The following is an 18,569-nucleotide window of genomic DNA, read 5'->3' as shown; positions in this document are numbered from 1 at the left end:
GCCTCGCGGAAGCTAGCTCTCGACGAGCCTGAGGACTCCGTAGTCATAGCCGCGCCGGCGGTAGACGACGCTCGGCTGGCCCCCTTCCTTGTCGCGGAAGAGGTAGAAGTCGTGACCCACCAGCTCCATCTCCAGGAGCGCCTGGTCGATCGTCATGGGGTCGGCCTTGTGGAACTTCTCGCGGACGATCAGCGGTCCTTCGCCGTCCATCTCGATGGGCACGATGGGCTCGGACGTCGCGCCCCGCTCCGCGGCGGTCTCCGCCGGGATCTCTGCGACCGGCGTCGGCTCCGGTTCCTCCCGGAGGGTCTGGATCTCCCCCTGGACGTCCGCCACCGCGGTGTACGAGGCGACCGAGCGAGGATAGTTCTTCCCATGGTGGATCTTGCGGCGGTCGGCGAGGCGCCTCAGCCGCTCCTCCAGCTTGCCGATGGCGATGTCCAGCGCCGAGAACCGGTCGTCCGCACAGGCCTCGGCGCGGATGGCGGGGCCCCGCGAGTGGATCGTCAGCTCCACCCGTTCACGTTGCCCGCTCTGCCGGTGATTGGGCTCTTTCGAGACCTCTACGTCGATCTGGATGAGCTTGTTGTTGAGCTTCTGGATCCTGGCCAGCTTGGACGTCACTTGATCGCGGAACCGGTCACCTACAGTGGTGTGCCGTCCCTTGACGATGATTTCCACGCAAAGCCCCCCTTCGCACATCGACGGTGGTGCACGCGCTCCTTGGACACCCGTCCGGCCGACCTGGTCTTCGTCCCCACATCCGCCTGCTGAGAGATTCGCAGCTCACTCGCCACTACTACCCTTCTCCTCTGACGGGGGACATCTGGACCCCCGGGAGGGCAGGACTTACCTCTAAGCCGCACCGTGATCGGTCGACCAAGAGTCGCCTTACGTGGGCCGTTTCGCCTGCGGCTGGCATCGGCTAACCAGGCCGGACTCCGCGATGGAGTCGGCCCGGCGCAACCACGGACCCGAACGGGTGCCATGTCTGAACGCTAGTCGCTACCGCCTCGAATGTCAGCCAGGAGATCGGCTAAACGATCACTTTGCGTGATCCCGGTTGCCGTCTCGCCGATGGAAAATTCGCGGTCATGTTCTGGGAATCCCCGCCAGCACGGGATCCACACCTGCATTGAGCAGGGAACTCACCGCAAATCCGACAGGTATCCGCTCCACCGCGCGACGTCCCCGGCTTGCACGAGTCTTTACTCTCGGTGATATTCACCAATCCGGCGTCTCCGGCGTGTCGCGGCGATCGTCACCGCCACGGCCGGCTCCGTGCCCGTGGCGCGCAGCGCCCTCGCCGCCTCCGCCAGCGTCGTCCCGGTCGTCACGACGTCGTCCACCAGGACCACGGCGACGGCTCCCGGACGGCGGCCGGAGGGCAGGAGCCGCGCCGCCGCGCCCGGCACGACCTCGAAGGCGCCCGACAGGTTGACGGCCCGCTCCGCCGAACCCAGCCCGGCCTGGTCGGCCACGCGCCGGCCCTGGCGGAGCAGGGGCGCGAGCACGGCGGGGCGGCCCCGCCGGCACAGCTCACGGGCCGCCGCCGTGGCGAGGCTCCGCACGGGATCGTGCCCGCGGCGGCGGGAGGCGGCCCTGGCGCTCGGAACCGGCACCAGCCACAGCTCGCGCTCCGCTTCCCCGCCCGCCGCCCACGCGGCCACACAGGCGCTCACGGAGGCGGCCAGGGCCGGCACCAGGGCCGTACGGCCGCGTTCCTTGTGCGCCAGGATCATCCGGCGGGCCGCTCCGTCGTAGGCGGTGGCCGACCAGCAGTCGGGCAGGCCCGCGGGCGGCGGATCCGGCGGCCGGGGAGCCGGCTCCCGCAGCAACCCGGTCGTGCAGGACGGGCAGGCCACCGCGCCCGGCGCGCCGCATCCGGCGCAGCGGGGCGGGAGGATCAGGTCGAGCAGGGCCGCCGGCACGTCCCCAGCATGCCGCCCGCCACCGACAAACCGCTCCGGGCGGCTCAGCCGAGGGGGTAGACGGGGTTGGTGGCGCCGTTGTAGGCGCGCGGGGTCCAGGCGTGCTTGTCCATGCTGTAGGTGAGCACCTGGCCGTCGTCGGCCGCCGCGAGGATGTGGTCGGGGGCGGCGGCCACCGACTTGACCTTCGAGTCGAGCTTGATGGGCCCGTCGCCCGGCACGACGCCCTCCATCACCGACCACGTGACCAGTTCCTGGCCGCTCCTGCCCTCGGACAGCACGAGCAGGTCGGCGGCGTCCTGCCACGCGATGTCCTTGATCTTCTGCGCGTCGCGCGGCTCGATGAGCGTGCGTACGGACTCGATCCGGGTCTGCTGGCCGTTGCGGACGATCGTGCCGATCTTCACGGAGGTGCCGAGGCCGTCGTCGAGGATCGCGGCGACGCGGGCGCCGTCCCGGGAGACCCGCAGCTTGACGATGCGCCCGTACGACAGCTCCTCGTTGACGTCCACCCGGCGGGCCCGGCCGTTCTCGGCCACCCAGACCCGGCTCTCGTGCGGGTTGACCCTCTCGGCCGACCAGACGGCCCCGTACCGGTCCCATGAGGGAGGGCTCATGTCCCCGCCCGCGATCCACCGCTGCCACTGGCTCCCCGGCGTCATCGGGGCGGCGTAGACGCCGTCGCCGTTGACCAATGCGGCCACGAGGGGCGGGAAGTCGCCGGGGTCGGAGACGGCCGGCTGGGAGAACTTCCCGGCCTGCTCGCCGGCCGCGCCGGGCACCGGCGTGCCGTCGCCCTTCTCCTTGAACTGCAGCAGCCTGCCGCCCTGCATGTAGTACGCCTGCACCGAGCCGGTCAGCACGCTCGGGTCGTAGCGGGCGTAGTCGGCGGGCCGGAAGCGCAGCCCGGAGCCGCCGTTCGCGCGGATCTCGACGGTCCGGCCGGTCACCAGCTCGCCGAGCGTCCAGACGAGCTGGGCCTTCAGCGCGTCGAGACGGTCGGCGGGCACCGAATCCAGCTCCGCGGAGAAGTCGATCACGACCGTGTCGCCCTCGACCGTGATGCGGTTGAGCTGCGTTCCCGGCGGGAACGCGCTGCTGACCGCGTTCCTGACGGACGAGGTCGGCCCGGCGAGCAGGCGGCGGACCAGCGTCTCCGGCACCCCCCGGCTGGGTTCGACGGGCGCCCACACGCGGTCGGCCACGAGGCCGACCTCACCGGTGGCCGGCGGGTAGTACAGGTCCACCTTCCGGTACGCGCGCCACAGGTCGTCGTACGACAGCAGGCGGGCGTCGGGCGGCACGTCGATCCGCCACTCGCCGTTCTGCTTGACCAGCGTGAACGGCTCGACGAAGTTGCCGGCGGCCGGGGTGGACCTGCCCTCCTCGTCGATCGTGGCGACCGCCGTGCCCTTCAGCGTCACCGTCGTCCGGCTCACCTCCTGGAGGTTCTGCGCGCGGTCCGACTCGATCTTGCCCTCGTAGATCCGGGTCTGCCGCCACGGGTTCCAGACCTTGGCCGCGCCCGGGGTGAGGTACTCCCTGGCGACGCTCAGGTTCCGGTCGTCGAAGGCCGCCATGGCCGCCTGGAAGCCCTTGACGATGTCCTCGGGCAGCGCGCCCTTCTTCGGCCGCGTGGCGATGAGCCGCACGTACGGCTGGCTGAGCGTGTCCTTGCCGTGGTCCTCCTGGGCCGGGCGGGGGCTGCCGCTCGTCGGCACGGTGGCGCACCCCGCCCCGCCGGTGACCAGGACGAGCGCCGCACCGGCGACAGCGGTGAGTCGCCGGGCGCCGATCCTCTCACTCCGCATCGAACGCCCCCGCCTCCGCGATCTCCCGCGCGCGGGGCGCCGCCTCCGGCACGCGCGGCAGTGTCTCGGGCACGGTGCCGGCCGCCGCGGTCAGGACCGGCGTGGCGTGGCCGCGCCAGGTGCGCCGCATCTCGACCTCCGGCGGCACGAGCGGGAGCGGCGACCCGCGCAGCGGGGCGCCCGCCACGCGCGGCAGCGACAGGCGGAACTGGCTGCCCTCCCCCGGAGCGCCCCACGCCTGGAGCCAGCCGCCGTGCAGCATGGCGTCCTCCCGCGAGATCGCCAGGCCGAGCCCGGTGCCGCCGATGGTCCGGGCGCGGGAGGGGTCGGCCCGCCAGAAGCGGTCGAACACCATCGTCTCCTCACCCGGCTTCAGGCCGACCCCGTGGTCGCGTACGGCCACGGCCACGGCGTCGCGGTCGGCGCCGAGCGTGACGACGATGTCCTTGCCCTCGCCGTGCTCGATGGCGTTGAACAGCAGGTTGCGCAGGATGCGCTCGACCCTGCGGCCGTCCACCTCGGCCATGCAGGGCTCGTTGGGCAGGCGCAGCTCGAACCGGGTGGCCTGCCGCTCGGCGAGCGTCTCCGAGTCGCCCACCGCGCGCAGGACCACGTCGCGCATGTCGACGGGATCCAGGTCGAGGGTGGCCGCGCCCGCGTCGTACCGGCTGATCTCCAGCAGGTCGGCGAGCATCGACTCGAAGCGTTCGAGCTGGTTCTGCATCAGTTCGGCGGCCCGGGCGGAGGCGGGATCGAAGTCGTCGCGGCCCTCGTACAGCAGGTCGGCGGCCATCCGGACGGTCGTCAGCGGCGTGCGCAGCTCGTGGGAGACGTCGGAGACGAACTGCCGCTGCACCTGCGAGAGCTCCTCCAGCTGGTGGATCTTCAGAGCGAGGTTGGACGCCATCTCGTTGAACGAGGTCGCCAGCCGGGCGAGGTCGTCCTCCCCGCGCACCTTGAGCCGCTCCTCCAGGCGGCCGGCGGCGAGCCGCTCCGCGGCCTGCCGCGCGAGCCGTACGGGCGTGACCACCTGCCGGGTGACCAGGGAGGCGACGCCGGCGAGCAGCAGCACGAGCGCGGCTCCCGCGCCGAAGACCATCTGCTGCACCGTGAGCAGCGTCTTCTCCTCGTCGCCGAGCGGGAAGACGTGGTAGATCTCGTAGGTGCCGTTCACACGGGCGCCGACCACCATGCCGCTCTCGGGCTGCTTGGCGCCGATGTAGCGGATCGTCGTGAACGCCTTCCAGAGCGACTGCTCCTCGCTGCCCTGCACCTTCTCCCGCAGGGAGGCCGGGATGCTCGACCAGTCGACCTGGCCGGACGCCCGGCCCTCGCCGACCGAGCCCTCGTTGAAGACGACGACGTCGTAGCGGCCGCCGGAGCGGTCGGTCAGGGCCTTGGCCGCCGCGTCGACCGGGTTGACCGTCTGCCCCTGGGCCGTGGTGTCCTGGGCGTTGTCGGTCACGTCCGCCGGTTGGGTGAGGTAGCCGCTCGCGGTCGCGACGTTCGCCCGGGACTCCTCGACCGCGGCCACCTCGCTGGAGGTCAGCACCGAGGCGCTGATCGACTGGTACAGGAAGACGCCGAGGACGGCCACGACGGCCATCGACAGCACGAGCGTGCTGGTGACCACGCGAAGCTGGAGCGAGCGCCGCCAGGCGCGCCGCAGCCGGCCCGCGAGGCGGCGCGTGCGTCTGCGGACCCCACGGGCGATCTGGCCCGGGGTCCTGCGACGGGGTTTCCTCGCGGGGACCGGCATGACGGTGACGACCGGCTCAGGCCGGTCCGGCCTTGTAACCCACGCCCCGGACCGTGACCACGATCTCGGGGTGCTCGGGGTCCTTCTCGATCTTCGCGCGCAGGCGCTGGACGTGCACGTTCACCAGGCGGGTGTCGGCGGCGTGCCGGTAGCCCCAGACCTGCTCCAGCAGCACCTCGCGGGTGAAGACCTGGCGGGGCTTGCGGGCCAGCGCGACCAGCAGGTCGAACTCGAGCGGCGTGAGGTTGATGGTCTCCTCGCCGCGCTTGACCGAGTGGCCGGCCACGTCGATGGTGATGTCGCCGATCTGCAGGATCTCGGGGGTCGGCTCGTCGGTGCGGCGCAGGCGGGCCCGCACGCGGGCGACGAGCTCCTTGGGCTTGAACGGCTTGACGATGTAGTCGTCCGCGCCGGACTCCAGGCCGAGCACGACGTCGATGGTGTCGCTCTTGGCCGTGAGCATCACGATCGGGACACCGGACTCCGCGCGGATGCGGCGGCAGACGTCGATGCCGTCGGCGCCGGGAAGCATCAGGTCGAGCAGGACGAGGTCCGGCCGGGTGTCCCTGAAGGCGTCGAGCGCCTTGTCGCCATCGGACACGAACGACGGCTCAAAACCCTCCCCGCGCAAGACGATGCCGAGCATCTCGGCGAGAGCGGCGTCGTCGTCGACGACCAGCACGCGTCCTTTCATGGCCCCTCATTCGTACGCGTATGGGAGATTTGGGCGTTTGTCACAGGTTCCCCCGCAGGCTACCGGTGGCCGCCACTTGGGTGTTACACGACCATGACAGAGGATGGAGTTTAGGCGCAGCAGACGTAGCGCGCGATTATCTGACCAGATGCGGTCACACCGGCGGGAATCCCGTGGTGCGGTCACGTTCCAAGTGTGCTCCCGCATCCCCCGTTTCGGCCATCCCCCTGGGAGCCTCGCCTACGATCGCGCGGCAGGCCCGTACATCATGCCAGGATTGGGACATGACAGACGGCCCCGGCTCCACCCCCGACGTGCCCTCCGGCTGGGCGGCCGAGCAGCCTCCCCCGTACGGCGGGGCCGCCGGGTCCTGGGCCTCCCCCGGCGCGTCGGATACTCCCGCCGGTCCTCCGCCCCCCGTTCCGCCGCAGGACGCGTATCCGCCCGCTCCCCATGCGCCCGCTCCCTATGCGCCTGCTCCGGGCGGGCCGTACGGACACCGGCCGCAGGACGCGCCGCGGCCGGGCATCATCCCGCTGCGGCCGCTGGCGCTCGGCGACATCCTCGACGGCACGATCAAGCTGATCCGCTCGAACCCCAAGGCCACGCTCGGTCTGTCGGCGATCGTGGCGGCGATCACCGCGATCCCGACCGCGATCGGAGAGGCCTTCTCCTTCGGTTCGGTCGGCGATCTGATGAACGACCCGTACGCCGCCGACGCGGTGAGCGGGCCGCTCGCCGGAGGGGTCTCGCAGCTCGTCGGCGGGATCATCGGCTACGTCATGACGTTCGTGGGCACGACGGTCCTCACCGGCGTCCTCACCCGGGTGCTCGGCCGCGCGGTGTTCGGCGGGCGCATCACGGTGGGCGAGGCGTGGCGGCTCGCGCGGTCGCGCGTGCCCGCGCTGTTCGGGCTGGTGCTGCTGCAGGGGCTCATCCTCCTGCTGCCGCTGCTCGCGCTCGTCGCGGTGTTCGTGAGCCTGGCCGCGGCCGGCGCGTTCGACGGCACGGTGAACACCACCGCCGGGGTCGGGGTCCTCGTCGGCCTGCTGTTCTTCCTGGCCTACATCCCGTACCTGCTGTTCTTCTACACGCGCCTGTCGCTGGCGGCCCCCGCGGTCGTGCTGGAGGGCCGCGGGGTCACCGACGCCATGAGCCGCTCGTGGCGGCTGGTGAAGGGCGACAGCTGGCGGGTGCTCGGCATCCTGCTGCTCACCTCCCTGCTCGCGGCCGTCATCAGCAGCGTGCTGGCGGTGCCGTTCACGGTCGGCGGCATGCTCGTCGGGATACTGAGCGGCGGCACGGCGGCCGCGACCGTCATCGCGGCGATCCTCCTGACGGTCGGCCAGGCCCTCGCCTCCATGATCACTTTTCCCTTCTCGGCGGGCGTGGCCGGACTGCTGTACGCCGACCGGCGGATGCGGGCCGAGGCGTTCGACCTCGTGCTGCAGACGGCGGCGGCGCGCAACCAGTCGCAGGGCTGGGTCCACGCGGGGATCGACGACCTGTGGCACCCGGGTTACGGCGCCGAGCCGGGCTCCGCGCCCTACCACGGGGCTCCGCCGTACGGGCCGTACGGCCCGCAGGCGTGACGGCCGTGCGGGCCGCCGCACTGCTCGCCTCGCCCGTCGACGCCGGCCGCGACGAGGCCGCGCGGGAGGCGGCGCGCGAGTTGTCAGGGGCGGGCTACCAGCACGAGCCGCTGTTCGACCGGTTGCAGCGGGAGATCTCGCAGTTCCTCGGCGACCTGCTGAGCGGCGGCGGCACGGGCGAGGGCGGCGTGATGTCACTCGTCCTCCTCGTCGTCCTCCTCGCCGTCCTGGCCGTGCTGCTCCTGTGGGCCCTGCGCCGCTTCTCCGGCAGCCGGCGTACGGAGAGCGGAGCGGTGTTCGGACAGCGCGAGCGGACGGCCGCCGAGCATCGCGCCGAGGCCGAACGCCTGGCGGCCGAAGGCGGGTGGGCCGGGGCCATCCAGGAGCGGCTGCGCGCCATCGCCCGCGAGCTGGAGGAACGCGCCGTCGTCAGCCCGATGCCGGGCCGGACCGCCGACGAGCTGGCCGAGGTCGCCGGGCAGGCGCTGCCGCCCCACGCGGCCGGCCTGCGCGCGGCGGCACGCCTGTTCGACGACGTGACCTACGGCGGGGCGGGCGGCACCCGGGAGGGCTACCTGACGCTCACCGCGCTGGACGAACGCCTGCGGTCGGCCCGCACGGGCGCGGCCGCATGACGACCACCACGACGCCGGGGCGCGCGCGGCGGACGGCCTGGGTCACGCTGCTGGCGGCGCTCGTGCTGCTCGCGGCGGCGCTGCCCATACTGCTGTCGGGGGGACCGTCCGGCGGCCGTGCCCTCGATCCCGAAGACACCTCGCTGCAGGGCGGCGCCGCCCTCGCCCGGCTGCTGCAGGCGCACGGGGTGCAGGTGGCCCGCGTGGAGACCCCCGCCGCGGCCGTGGCCGCCGCCGGGCCGCATACCCTGCTGCTGGTCAGCGAGGCGAGCTTACTGAGCCGCGACGCCGCGGGCCGCATCGCCGTGGCTTTCGGCGACCGGCTCGTCGTCGGCTCCGTGCCGTACCTCGACGTGCTCGCCCCCGGCGTCCGCAGGCAGGGCGCGGCGCGCACCCGATCCCGGGCTCCGGAGTGCGCGCTGCCGGAGGCGGTGCGGGCCGGCCACGCCTACACCGGCGGCGTGTCCCTCACCGGGCCGCCGGGGGCCACCGGCTGCTACCCGGAGGGCGACGGGCACACCCTGGTCCGTTACACCGAGGACGGGGACACGGTGACCGTGCTCGGCGACGCGTCGTTCCTGACCAACCTGCGTCTCGCGGAGGACGGCAACGCGGCGCTCGCGCTGAACCTGGCGGGAGCGCGGGCGAAGCTCGTCTGGCTCGCCGCGCCGGACGACTCCGCGGAGACCGGCGGCGGGACGGACGAGGAGGCCCGATCGCTCGGCGACCTCATCCCCGCCGGCGTGAAGTGGGCCGTCGTCCAGCTCGCCGTCGCGGTGGCCGTGGCCGCCCTGTGGCGGGGACGCAGGCTCGGGCCCGTCGTGGCCGAGCGCCTGCCCGTGGTCGTGCGGGCGGCGGAGACCGTGGAGGGCCGCGGGCGCCTCTACCGGTCCCGCCGGGCGAGGGACCGGGCCGCCCTCGCGCTGCGGGCCGCCGCGGCCGACCGGCTCGCCCCCCGCCTCGGACTGCCCCGCACCGCCACCCCGGAGGAGGTCGCCGTCGCGGCGGCCGCCCGTACCGGCCGGGACCCGGAGCCGGTGCTGACGCTGCTGTGCGGCCCGCCGCCCGGGGACGACACCGCGCTGGTGGCCCTCGCCGCCCACCTGGACACACTCGAAAGGCAGGTACGAGACTCTTGACCATTCCTGAATCGGACGCCGCGCGCGACGCGCTCGCGGCGCTGCGTGCGGAGGTGGCCAAGGCGGTCGTGGGCCAGGACCCGATCGTCACCGGCCTGGTCATCGCGCTGCTGTGCCGGGGTCACGTGCTGCTGGAGGGCGTGCCCGGCGTGGCCAAGACCCTGCTCGTACGCACGCTGTCGGCCACGCTCGCGCTGGACTTCAAGCGGGTGCAGTTCACCCCCGACCTCATGCCGGGCGACGTCACGGGTTCGCTGGTCTACGACGCGCGGACGGCGGAGTTCGAGTTCCGCGAGGGGCCGGTCTTCACCAACCTGCTGCTCGCCGACGAGGTCAACCGCACCCCGCCGAAGACCCAGGCCGCCCTGCTCGAGGCCATGGAGGAACGGCAGGTCAGCGTCGAGGGCGAGGCCCGCGCGCTGCCCGACCCGTTCATCGTCGTGGCGACGCAGAACCCCGTCGAGTACGAGGGCACCTACCAGCTTCCCGAGGCGCAGCTCGACCGGTTCCAGCTCAAGCTGACCGTGCCGCTGCCGCCGCGCGAGCAGGAGATCGCCGTGCTGGAGCGGCACGCGCTCGGCTTCGACCCGCGCGACCTGTCGGAGATCAAGCCCGTGGCGTCCGCGGCCGACCTCGAGGCGGGACGCCGGGCGGTCGCCCAGGTCCACGTGGGAGCCGAGGTGCTCGGCTACATCGTGGACGTCGCCCGGGCCACCCGGCAGTCGCCCTCGCTGCAGCTCGGCGTCTCCCCCCGGGGGGCCACCGCGCTGCTGGCCGCCGCCCGCGCGTGGGCCTGGCTGTCGGGCCGGTCGTACGTGACGCCGGACGACGTGAAGGCCCTGGCGCGGCCCGCCCTGCGGCACCGGGTGGGGCTGCGCCCGGAGGCCGAACTGGAGGGCGCCACCCCCGACGGCATCCTGGAAGGCATCCTGGCCACCGTCCCCGTTCCCCGGTGAGGGCCGCGTGGCGCTGACCGGACGCGTGGGACTGCTCGCCGCCCTCGCCGCGATCGTCGTGCTCCTCGCTCCCGAGCCCGGCCTGGTCGTGCTGGCCGCGCTGCTCGTGCTCGCCGTGCTCGTGGCGGCCGACCTGCTGCTCGCGGGGGCCGTGCGCGGGCTGCGGTTCGCACGCGACGGCGATCGGCGGGTGCGGCTCGGGCAGTCGGCGGCGATCGGCCTGATCGTGGACAACCCCGGCCGGCGGCGGGTCCGGGGCGTCCTGCGCGACGCCTGGCAGCCCTCGGCCGGGGCCGCTGCGCGCCGGGCGGCGCTCGACGTGCCGCCCCGCGAGCGGCGGCGCCTGGTCACGACGCTGACGCCCACCCGCAGGGGCGACCGGGAGGCCGTCGCCGTGACGGTCCGCTCGGTCGGGCCCCTCGGCCTGGCGGCGCGCCAGCGCACGTTCCACGTGCCGTGGACGGTCCGGGTGCTGCCGCCGTTCCTCAGCCGCAGGCATCTGCCCGCGCGGCTGGCCCGGCTGCGCGAGCTCGACGGGCGGCATCCCGCGCTGGTGCGCGGCCAGGGCACCGAGTTCGACTCGCTGCGCGAGTACGTGGTCGGCGACGACGTCCGCTCGATCGACTGGCGGGCGAGCGCCCGGCGCAGCGACGTCGTCGTGCGGACCTGGCGGCCCGAACGCGACCGCCGCGTGCTGATCGTGCTCGACACGGGCCGCACCTCGGCGGGCCGGGTCGGGGTGGCGCCGGTGCCCGGCTCCGGCCCTTCCGGATGGCCCCGGCTGGACTGGTCGATGGACGCCGCGCTGCTGCTGGCCGCCCTCGCCGCCCGGGCCGGCGACCGCGTCGACTTCCTCGCCTACGACCGGGCCGTACGGGCACAGGTGTCCGGCGTGTCGCGAACCGAGGTGCTGTCGTCGCTGGTGAACGTGATGGCGCCGATCGAGGCGGAGCTCGTCGAGGCCGACGCGGCCGGGATGGTGGCGGCCGTGCTGTCCAGGGCGAGGCGGCGCTGCCTGGTGGTGCTGCTGACCGATCTGAACGCGGCGGCCATGCAGGAGGGCCTGCTGCCCGTGCTGCCCAGCCTGTCGTCCCGGCACATGGTCCTGGTGGCCTCCGTCGCCGACCCGCGGGTGGCGGACATGGCGGGCGGGCGGGGCACCGCCGAGGCGGTCTACGACGCCGCCGCGGCCGAGCGGCTGCGCGGCGAGCGGCGCGAGATCACCGCCGTGCTGCGCCGTCACGGTGTGGAGGTCGTGGACGCCCTGCCGGAGGACGTCGCCCCCGCGCTGGCCGACGCGTATCTCGCCTTGAAGGCCGCCGGCCGGCTCTGAGTTCTCCGCGGGTGCAGGCGGCCGGAGCTCAGGCGGCCGGAGTTCAGGCGGTCGGAGCGAGGTCGGGGGCGTGCTCGATGTCCCCCGTCTCGTTCCTGCGCTCCGCCCGGCGGCCGAAGACGATCACGTACGCCAGGAAGAGCGCCTCCGCGAGCGCGCCGATCGAGATGCGCGCCCAGGTCGGCAGGCCCGACGGGGTGACCCCCGCCTCGATGAGCCCGGACACGAGCAGCACCACGACCAGACCCAGCGCGACGCTCATCACGGCCCTGCCCTGCTCGGCCAGCACCTCCGCGCGACGCCTCGGGCCGGGATCGATGACGGTCCAGCCCAGCCGCATCCCGGCGCCCGCCGCCAGGAAGACCGCGGTCAGCTCCAGCATGCCGTGCGGCAGGATCAGCCCCCAGAACACGTCCGCCTTGTCGTGCGCGTGCATCAGTCCGCCGAGGAGCCCCACGTTGGCGGCGTTCTGCCACAGGATCCAGGGAATGGGCAGGCCGAGCAGGATCGCCGAGACCACGACCTGCATGGACAGCCAGGCGTTGTTCAGCCACACGTGACCGGCGAACGACGCCGCCGGGTTCTCCGAGTAGTAGTCGGCGAAGTCGTGCTCGACGAGCTGGCGGATCTCCTCGGGCGTGCCGATGAGGTTCTGCACGGCGGGATCGCCCGCCACCCAGACGCCCACCACGTACGCGACCGCGAGCGAGGCGACGGTGGCGCCGATCCACCACCGGCGTGCCCGGTAGGCCACCACGGGGAACGACACCGTGAAGAACCGGGCGACCTCCCGCCAGGCCGGGCTGTGGGCGCCGGTGACCGCCGAGCGCGCCCTCGCCACCAGCGACGACAGGCGGCCGACGAGGAGGGCGTCGGCCGGCCCCGACCGCACGATGGACAGGTGCGTCGCCGCCCTCTGGTAGAGCTCGACCAGCTCGTCGACCTCCGCGCCGCGCAGCGTGCGCTGCCGCCGTACGAGGTCGTCCAACCGGTCCCAGGACGGCTTGCTCGCGGCGACGAACGCATCGATGTCCACGGATCGGACCCTATCGGCGGCAGCCGCGAGACGCGGCAATCGAACCCAGTAGGGTGCGCAGTGTGTCCGAAGTCGTGACCGGCGAGGCCGTCGTCGTCGAGGTTCGCATCGCCCAGCTCTCCAGCCGCGCGCTGGCCTTCCTCATCGACTGGGCCGTCCAGTGGGCGGCGATCATCACGGCGTTCGTGCTGGTCACGCAGGCGTCCCTGGTGACCGACGAGTCGCTGTCCACCGGTCTGCTCATCCTGTTCATCGTGCTGGTCACCGTGGGCTACCCGGTCGCGTTCGAGACGATCAGCAGGGGCCGCTCGCTGGGCAAGCTCGCCCTCGGTCTGCGCGTGGTGAGCGACGACGGCGGGCCGGAGCGCTTCCGGCAGGCGTTGTTCCGCGGGCTCGCCGGGTTCCTGGAGTTCTGGACGTTCTCCGGCGCCCCCGCGCTCATCACCTCGCTCGTCAACCAGCGCGGCAAGCGCCTCGGGGACCTGTTCGCCGGCACGACCGTCATCGGGGAGCGGACGCCGCGCCAGGCCCCGCCGCCGGAGATGCCCCCGGCGCTCGCGTCGTGGGCCGCCACGCTGGAGCTGTCCGGGCTGTCCGACGACCTGGCCAACACCGCGCGGCAGTACCTCTCCCGATGGCACCAGCTCAGCCCCGGCATGCGGGAGGACATGGGCCTGCGCGTGGCCGGGCAGGTCAGCGCCCAGGTGGCGCCGCCGCCCCCGCCGGGCGTCCCGCCGTACGCCTACCTGGCCGCCGTACTGGCCGAGCGCAGGCGCCGCGAGGAGATCCGGCTCGCCCGGGCCCGTTCCGCTTCCCCGCCGTACGGCCCGCAGGGGTATGGGGTTCAGGGGCACGGGGTTCAGGGGCACGGCGTCCAGGGGCACGTGGTTCCGGGCTCCGCCTACCACGCGCCGCCGCCCCCGCCGCGGGAGCCGGGGCCGCCGCGCGGAGAGGCTCCGCCGACATCGGGAGGATTTGTTCCACCTATTTAGGTGTAGAGCCCGATTTGCGGGGCACCTGTGGTCATTGCAGGTCATGGGGCATACCTGCAGTGGGGTTGAGGCGGGCATCGCCGGTGCGTTGAGGGAGAGGCCGCACCGGAGATGCCCGCCTCCGTCTCTGTCGTGTTTCTCGTGTCTCCGTCTGTGTGGCTAGCGCCTGCCGTGCTCGCGGTACGAGCCCTGGCTCTGCACGTTGAGGATGTCCATCTTCACGCTGTTGGCCTGGTTCGTACGCGGGTCGTTGATCCGCAGGACGTCGAATCCCTTGTTGAAGTCGCTGCCGTAGATGTAGCCGTTGTAGTAGTAGGCCGACCAGAAGCCGCCGCTCAAGGGCTGCGACCACGGGCCGCGCTCGAAGAAGCCGATCTCCTGCGGGTGCGCCGAATCGGTGAAGTCCCAGATCGAGACGCCGCCCTGGTACCACGCCTGCACCATGATGTCGCGGCCCTTCACCGGAATCAGCGAGCCGTTGTGTGCGACGCAGTTCTCGGTGTCGTCCTGGTAGCGGCCGATTTTGAAGTAGCTCTTGAAGACCAGCTTGTTGCCGCGGGTGATGTCGTAGACGGCGTCGGCGCCGCGGTTCGGGCCGATCGCCTCGTTGCAGGTGGCCGCGCCGCCGCCGCCGAGCTCGTCGGTGAAGACCACCTTGGTGCCCTCGTTGTTGAACGTCACCGAGTGCCAGAAGGCGAAGTTCTCGTCGTCGCGGACGACGTCGAGGACCTTGGGGTGCTCGGGGTCGCGGATGTCCATCAGGATGCCGTCACCCATGCAGGCCCCGGCCGCGATGCCCTTCTCCGGGTAGGCGGTGATGTCGTGGCACCCGGTCGTCGCGAATGTGCCATAGGGGTAGGACTGCCCGTCACCCGGGTTGCCGCCGTCCGGGAACAGCACCGGCGTCGCCACGACCGAGGCGGCGGTGGGGTTCTTGAGCGGAACCTTGATGATGGAGATCAGGTCGTGCGGCGGCCGGCAGTCGGGGAAGTCCTCCGACGGGCTGTAGGAGGAGACGTAGATGTAGACGTTCTTGCCCCTCCTGTCCGGCACGAGGGTGTGCGTGTGGGAGCCGCAGTTCGTCTCCACCGACTTGATGTACTTCGGGTTCGACTTGTCGCTGACGTCGAAGATGCGGACGCCCTCCCACGACTCCTTGACCGACGCCGCCTGGCCCGTGCTGGAGCACGAGTCGTTGTTGCGGGAGGAGTCGACGGACCCGAAGAGCAGATCGCCGTACACGGACATGTCCATCTGGGAGCCGGGGCAGACCACCGAGCTCACCACCGCCGGCTGTCTCGGGTTCCTGATGTCGAAGATCGTGAACCCGCCGTAGTTGCCGACGTAGGCGTAGTCGCCCTGGAAGGCCATGTCGGTGTTGATGGTGCCGGCCAGCGCGGCCGGGGTCGGCACGTTCGCGACGTGCGTGACGTTGGCGCTCATCGCGATCTCGTCGGGGGCCAGGACGTCGGCGGCCTGTGCGGGACCGCCGGACAGGGCCAGGACGACCGCCGCTCCCGCCACGGCCAGCGCCCGGCCGCTGCGGCGTAAGGTGAACACCTCGCTGTCCTCCTCATATAAGAGGGCGATAAATGATCGCATCGTCACCCTTGACAGCTCCTTTTCGCCAGCTGTCAAACTGTCAATAAAACTGCCATATGTCGCCCTTTGACCTGATGCTCGTACCGGGTTAGCGTCGTGATCATCTCCACACGCTCCGTGACGAGGAGGCTGCGTGCGGGTCGCACGAGTGAGCAGGGTGCTGGTGGCACTGACCCTTGTGACCGGTGCCGCCTCACTCCTGAGCGGCTGCTCCCAGGACGTACATGCGAGTGGTCCGGTGTCGACCGCCCCCGTGATCGCACCCGGCAGGCCCGGAGAGGAGGCCAGAACCCTCAGCCCCGCCGAGGCGGCCACCGCGATCCCCACTCCCTCGATCAACGCGGCCGACGTCCGGTACGTCCAGGACATGATCGTCCACCACAGGCAGGCGCTGGACATGACGGACCTGGCGCCCGCGCGGGCCTCGTCCGCCAAGCTGAAGGCGCTCGCGGCCCGCATCCACGACGTACAGGGACCGGAGATCCGGGTCATGACCTCCTGGCTGGACCGGGAGGGTCTCCCCCGGCCCGATCATCACGCGAGCCATGAGGACATGCCGGGCATGGCCGCCCCGGAGCAGATGGAGGCGCTCAGGGCGGCGTCCGGCACCGGGTTCGACAGCCTCTTCCTCCAGCTGATGATCGCTCATCACGAGGGCGCGATCACGATGGCGACGCGGGCGCTCACCGGCGCTTCGCACCCCACCATCGAACAGTGGGCCACCGACGTGATCGCCGAGCAGACCGCCGAGATCCGGCGCATGCGGGTAATGCAGGGCGCCTGATTTTCGCATTTCACCCCCCGGCAATCGATCCAACATGCGGGTTACGGGACCAGCCCCATAGCAGGACTCAGCGAGATATGAGTAGTCATATCCGCATCGGCGATTTCCCTCCATTCCTGTGACCCCAGGAAATCGTCCGGCGAGCTTGCCTCCCGCTTCCAGGGCATGACACGATTCATACAAGTTTTCGAATCGGCGAGCGGGGGGTGCGGTGGACATGTCGAAATTCGGCCCTGATCACCACGACCGTTCGAACGGCCCCGATGACGACTGGTGGGATCGGCTGACAGCCGGTTCGCCATTGTGGTCGTCCGACGGGTCACTCGCCCGGGATGACTGCCGCCCCGACTATTTCTTGAGCGCGAGCGATAAAGCCTCATTCACGGACAATACGCATAACGATTTCAGAGCCACCGGTGCCGGCGCCCCGAATGCCGCGACCGGTGCCGCTCGGGGCCGGTCGTCGTGGGTGCTGGTGGCCTCGGTGCGGGAGTCGGCGCAGGCGTTGGCGCTGGCGCCGGTTCCCGACGATGCGGATATCTGCCTGGCCGAGGCCGAGGACCTGTTGTTCGCCCGGGATCGGATCACGTCTGCTCTTGCCGATCTGGTGGGGCGGGTGCATCGGGCGGGGCAGGCCAGGCGGCACGGTCATGCCTCCACCCGTAGCTGGCTGCGCACCTCGGGCGGGATGACCGTCGCCGGTGCGGGCCGGCTGCTGACGTTGGCGGTGGAGCTGGCCCGCCTGCCCCTCGTGCGGGAGAAGTTCGCCGCCGGCGAGTTGGCGGCGGGGGTGGCAGAAGCCATCTGCGTGGCCGTCTCCGGGCTGTCGGATGAGCAGGCCGCGCTGGCCGAGCCGATCCTTTTGGAGCTGGCGGCCAGGGCGGGTGCGGCGGAGGTGGCCAAGGCGGGCCGTTATCTGCGGGCCGTGCTGGATCCCGATGGTGCGGACCGCGATGAGCGGGCCGATTACGGGCGGCGGTTCCTGCGGGTCCGCCCGGGCAAGGGCGGCGGGCTGGAAGGGGAGTTCTATCTCCCGCGTGAGGCGGCCGCCCGGTTGCAGGCGCTGCTGGACGCCTATGCCAAACCCAAAGCGGAGGGTGATGACCGGCCGCTGCGGGTGCGTCAGGCGGATGCGTTCATGGCGTTGCTGGAGGAGAAGATCGCCGCCGAGCTCCTCGTCCTGGTCAACGCCGAATCCCTCCCCACCGACCCGACCCCCGGCCCTGCCGCCGACAGTCCCGAGGCCTCAAAGACCGGCGACCATCCCAAGAGCGCCGACCGGCCAGTGACTCCCGAGCACCCCGAGGCCCCCGGAGACACCCCGGACGACCAGGGCACCGAGCGCACCGAAAGCACCCGGGACGCCGGGGACAGCCGGGGCACCGGGCACACCGAAGGCGCCCGGAACACTCAGGACGCCGGGGAGAGCCGGGGCGCCCGTCACGCCGAGGATGCTCGGGACAGCAGCGTCCCCGAGGACACCAGCGCCCCCACCGGGAAGAGCGGCTCGGCTGACGTCGGCAGCACCAACCCCGCCTCCCCCGCCGAGACAGGTGACGCCGAGGAGACCGCGTGTGCGGTGGGTGCCGATGCCGATGTAGCCGCTGGGGCCGCCGTCGAGAGCACCGTCAACAGCGCCGACCGGGCAGCCGGACCACGTGACGTGCGGTCCGGCGGTGACGCGACCGGATACGCGCAGGCGAAGAGCAGGCAGCGGAGCGAGTCACAGCAGCAGCCACAGCAAAGCGCGCCACAGCAGAATTCGCAGAAGCGGCCGGAACCACAGTCGTGGCAGTCGCGGTGGGGCGAGTGGCGATCGCCTGATCCTTGCGGGGACGCCTGTGCCGCTCACGCCCACGCCGGGCCTCGGCCTGCGGGGGACTGCCGCCATGCGCAGCCCACCCGTGAGAACGACCGCCAGCACCGGTGGCACGGCGAGGACACGCGCGGGTGCGGGTGCGGCGGTGGGGTGGGGTGCTCATCCGCAGCGCCGGAACCACCGGGGACGCCGGGGACGCCACCGGAACCAGAGCCGGGGTCGGCACCGGGAGCAGCGGCCGGCGGACTGCTGGGCACGGTGTGGGGGACGCTGCTGGGGACGGCGCCGGGGTTGCTGCTGGCGACCGGGCAGGTGCTGCCCATCTCCGCCGTGCACCGGCTGGCCCGCACCTCCACCCTCGTGCGCCTGGTCATGGACGCCGACGGGCAGGTGCTCGACATGGGCCGCAAGGTCAGATTGGCCACCCCCGCCCAGCGGCGGGCCATCTACGCCCGCTACGCCACCTGCTGGATCGACGGCTGCCCG

15 protein-coding genes are annotated in these 18,569 nt (G+C 72.2%); 8 read left to right on the top strand and 7 right to left on the bottom strand.

What is annotated here, in order from left to right:
* Positions 1–12 precede the first annotated feature (12 nt).
* From hpf to mtrA, 5 genes are all read right to left on the bottom strand, one after another.
* Positions 13–681 carry a ribosome hibernation-promoting factor, HPF/YfiA family gene (hpf, locus tag AAH991_RS35775; protein ID WP_346230375.1) on the bottom strand — a complete coding sequence of 223 codons (669 nt, stop codon included), beginning with the start codon at positions 679–681 and terminating at the stop codon, positions 13–15.
* Between the two features lie 527 nt (positions 682–1,208).
* Positions 1,209–1,931, bottom strand: coding sequence for a ComF family protein (locus tag AAH991_RS35770; protein ID WP_346230374.1), 723 nt, complete (start codon positions 1,929–1,931; stop codon positions 1,209–1,211).
* A 44-nt stretch (positions 1,932–1,975) separates the two neighbouring features.
* Positions 1,976–3,742 carry an LpqB family beta-propeller domain-containing protein gene (locus AAH991_RS35765; RefSeq protein WP_346230373.1) on the bottom strand — a complete coding sequence of 589 codons (1,767 nt, stop codon included), beginning with the start codon at positions 3,740–3,742 and terminating at the stop codon, positions 1,976–1,978.
* Positions 3,732–5,501 (bottom strand): MtrAB system histidine kinase MtrB, encoded by a 1,770-nt coding sequence (mtrB, locus tag AAH991_RS35760; protein WP_346230372.1) that lies wholly within the window; start codon positions 5,499–5,501, stop codon positions 3,732–3,734. Before mtrB ends, AAH991_RS35765 begins: the two co-directional genes overlap by 11 nt.
* 16 nt (positions 5,502–5,517) lie before the next feature.
* The gene (gene mtrA / locus AAH991_RS35755) at positions 5,518–6,195 is read right to left on the bottom strand and encodes an MtrAB system response regulator MtrA (RefSeq protein WP_030509347.1); all 678 of its coding nucleotides are present in this window, start codon (positions 6,193–6,195) and stop codon (positions 5,518–5,520) included.
* Positions 6,196–6,479: 284 nt separating this feature from the next.
* On the opposite strand from mtrA, the gene AAH991_RS35750 reads away from it, so the two are divergent.
* The 5 genes from AAH991_RS35750 to AAH991_RS35730 are packed head-to-tail and all read left to right on the top strand — an operon-like array spanning position 6,480 to position 11,850.
* Positions 6,480–7,787 (top strand): DUF7847 domain-containing protein, encoded by a 1,308-nt coding sequence (locus tag AAH991_RS35750; RefSeq protein WP_346230371.1) that lies wholly within the window; start codon positions 6,480–6,482, stop codon positions 7,785–7,787.
* Entirely contained in the window at positions 7,784–8,422 is a 639-nt protein-coding gene (locus tag AAH991_RS35745; RefSeq protein WP_346230370.1) for a DUF4129 domain-containing protein, read from the top strand. Before AAH991_RS35750 ends, AAH991_RS35745 begins: the two co-directional genes overlap by 4 nt.
* A complete protein-coding gene (locus AAH991_RS35740; protein WP_346230369.1) occupies positions 8,419–9,561 on the top strand; it encodes a DUF4350 domain-containing protein in 1,143 nt (380 codons plus the stop codon). Before AAH991_RS35745 ends, AAH991_RS35740 begins: the two co-directional genes overlap by 4 nt.
* Positions 9,558–10,517 carry an AAA family ATPase gene (locus tag AAH991_RS35735; protein ID WP_169982828.1) on the top strand — a complete coding sequence of 320 codons (960 nt, stop codon included), beginning with the start codon at positions 9,558–9,560 and terminating at the stop codon, positions 10,515–10,517. The genes AAH991_RS35740 and AAH991_RS35735 overlap by 4 nt, the downstream gene beginning before the upstream one ends.
* Positions 10,518–10,524: 7 nt before the next feature.
* Positions 10,525–11,850, top strand: a complete 1,326-nt coding sequence (locus tag AAH991_RS35730; RefSeq protein ID WP_346230368.1) for a DUF58 domain-containing protein — start codon at positions 10,525–10,527, stop codon at positions 11,848–11,850.
* A gap of 43 nt (positions 11,851–11,893) precedes the next feature.
* Here the strand turns inward: AAH991_RS35730 and AAH991_RS35725 are convergent, their stop codons facing one another.
* Complete coding sequence (locus AAH991_RS35725) at positions 11,894–12,886, bottom strand: stage II sporulation protein M (protein WP_346230367.1); 993 nt, start codon at positions 12,884–12,886, stop codon at positions 11,894–11,896.
* 62 nt (positions 12,887–12,948) lie between these two features.
* Between AAH991_RS35725 and AAH991_RS35720 the strand changes: the two genes are divergently transcribed.
* Positions 12,949–13,878 carry an RDD family protein gene (locus tag AAH991_RS35720; RefSeq protein WP_346230366.1) on the top strand — a complete coding sequence of 310 codons (930 nt, stop codon included), beginning with the start codon at positions 12,949–12,951 and terminating at the stop codon, positions 13,876–13,878.
* Between the two features lie 159 nt (positions 13,879–14,037).
* Here the strand turns inward: AAH991_RS35720 and AAH991_RS35715 are convergent, their stop codons facing one another.
* Positions 14,038–15,438 (bottom strand): LVIVD repeat-containing protein, encoded by a 1,401-nt coding sequence (locus tag AAH991_RS35715; RefSeq protein ID WP_346230365.1) that lies wholly within the window; start codon positions 15,436–15,438, stop codon positions 14,038–14,040.
* Between the two features lie 175 nt (positions 15,439–15,613).
* Here AAH991_RS35715 and AAH991_RS35710 point away from each other — a divergent pair, with 175 nt between their 5' ends.
* Together AAH991_RS35710 and AAH991_RS35705 are read left to right on the top strand one after the other, a co-directional pair.
* Positions 15,614–16,264 (top strand): DUF305 domain-containing protein, encoded by a 651-nt coding sequence (locus AAH991_RS35710; protein ID WP_346230364.1) that lies wholly within the window; start codon positions 15,614–15,616, stop codon positions 16,262–16,264.
* Between the two features lie 469 nt (positions 16,265–16,733).
* A partial coding sequence (locus tag AAH991_RS35705) for a DUF222 domain-containing protein (protein WP_346230363.1) occupies positions 16,734–18,569 on the top strand: 1,836 nt, incomplete at its 3' end.

The sequence above is a fragment of the Microbispora sp. ZYX-F-249 genome (assembly GCF_039649665.1).
Taxonomy (GTDB): Bacteria; Actinomycetota; Actinomycetes; order Streptosporangiales; family Streptosporangiaceae; genus Microbispora; species Microbispora maris.
The sequence above is the reverse complement of the archived record's forward strand: the minus strand, read 5'-3'. Positions and strand labels throughout refer to the sequence as shown.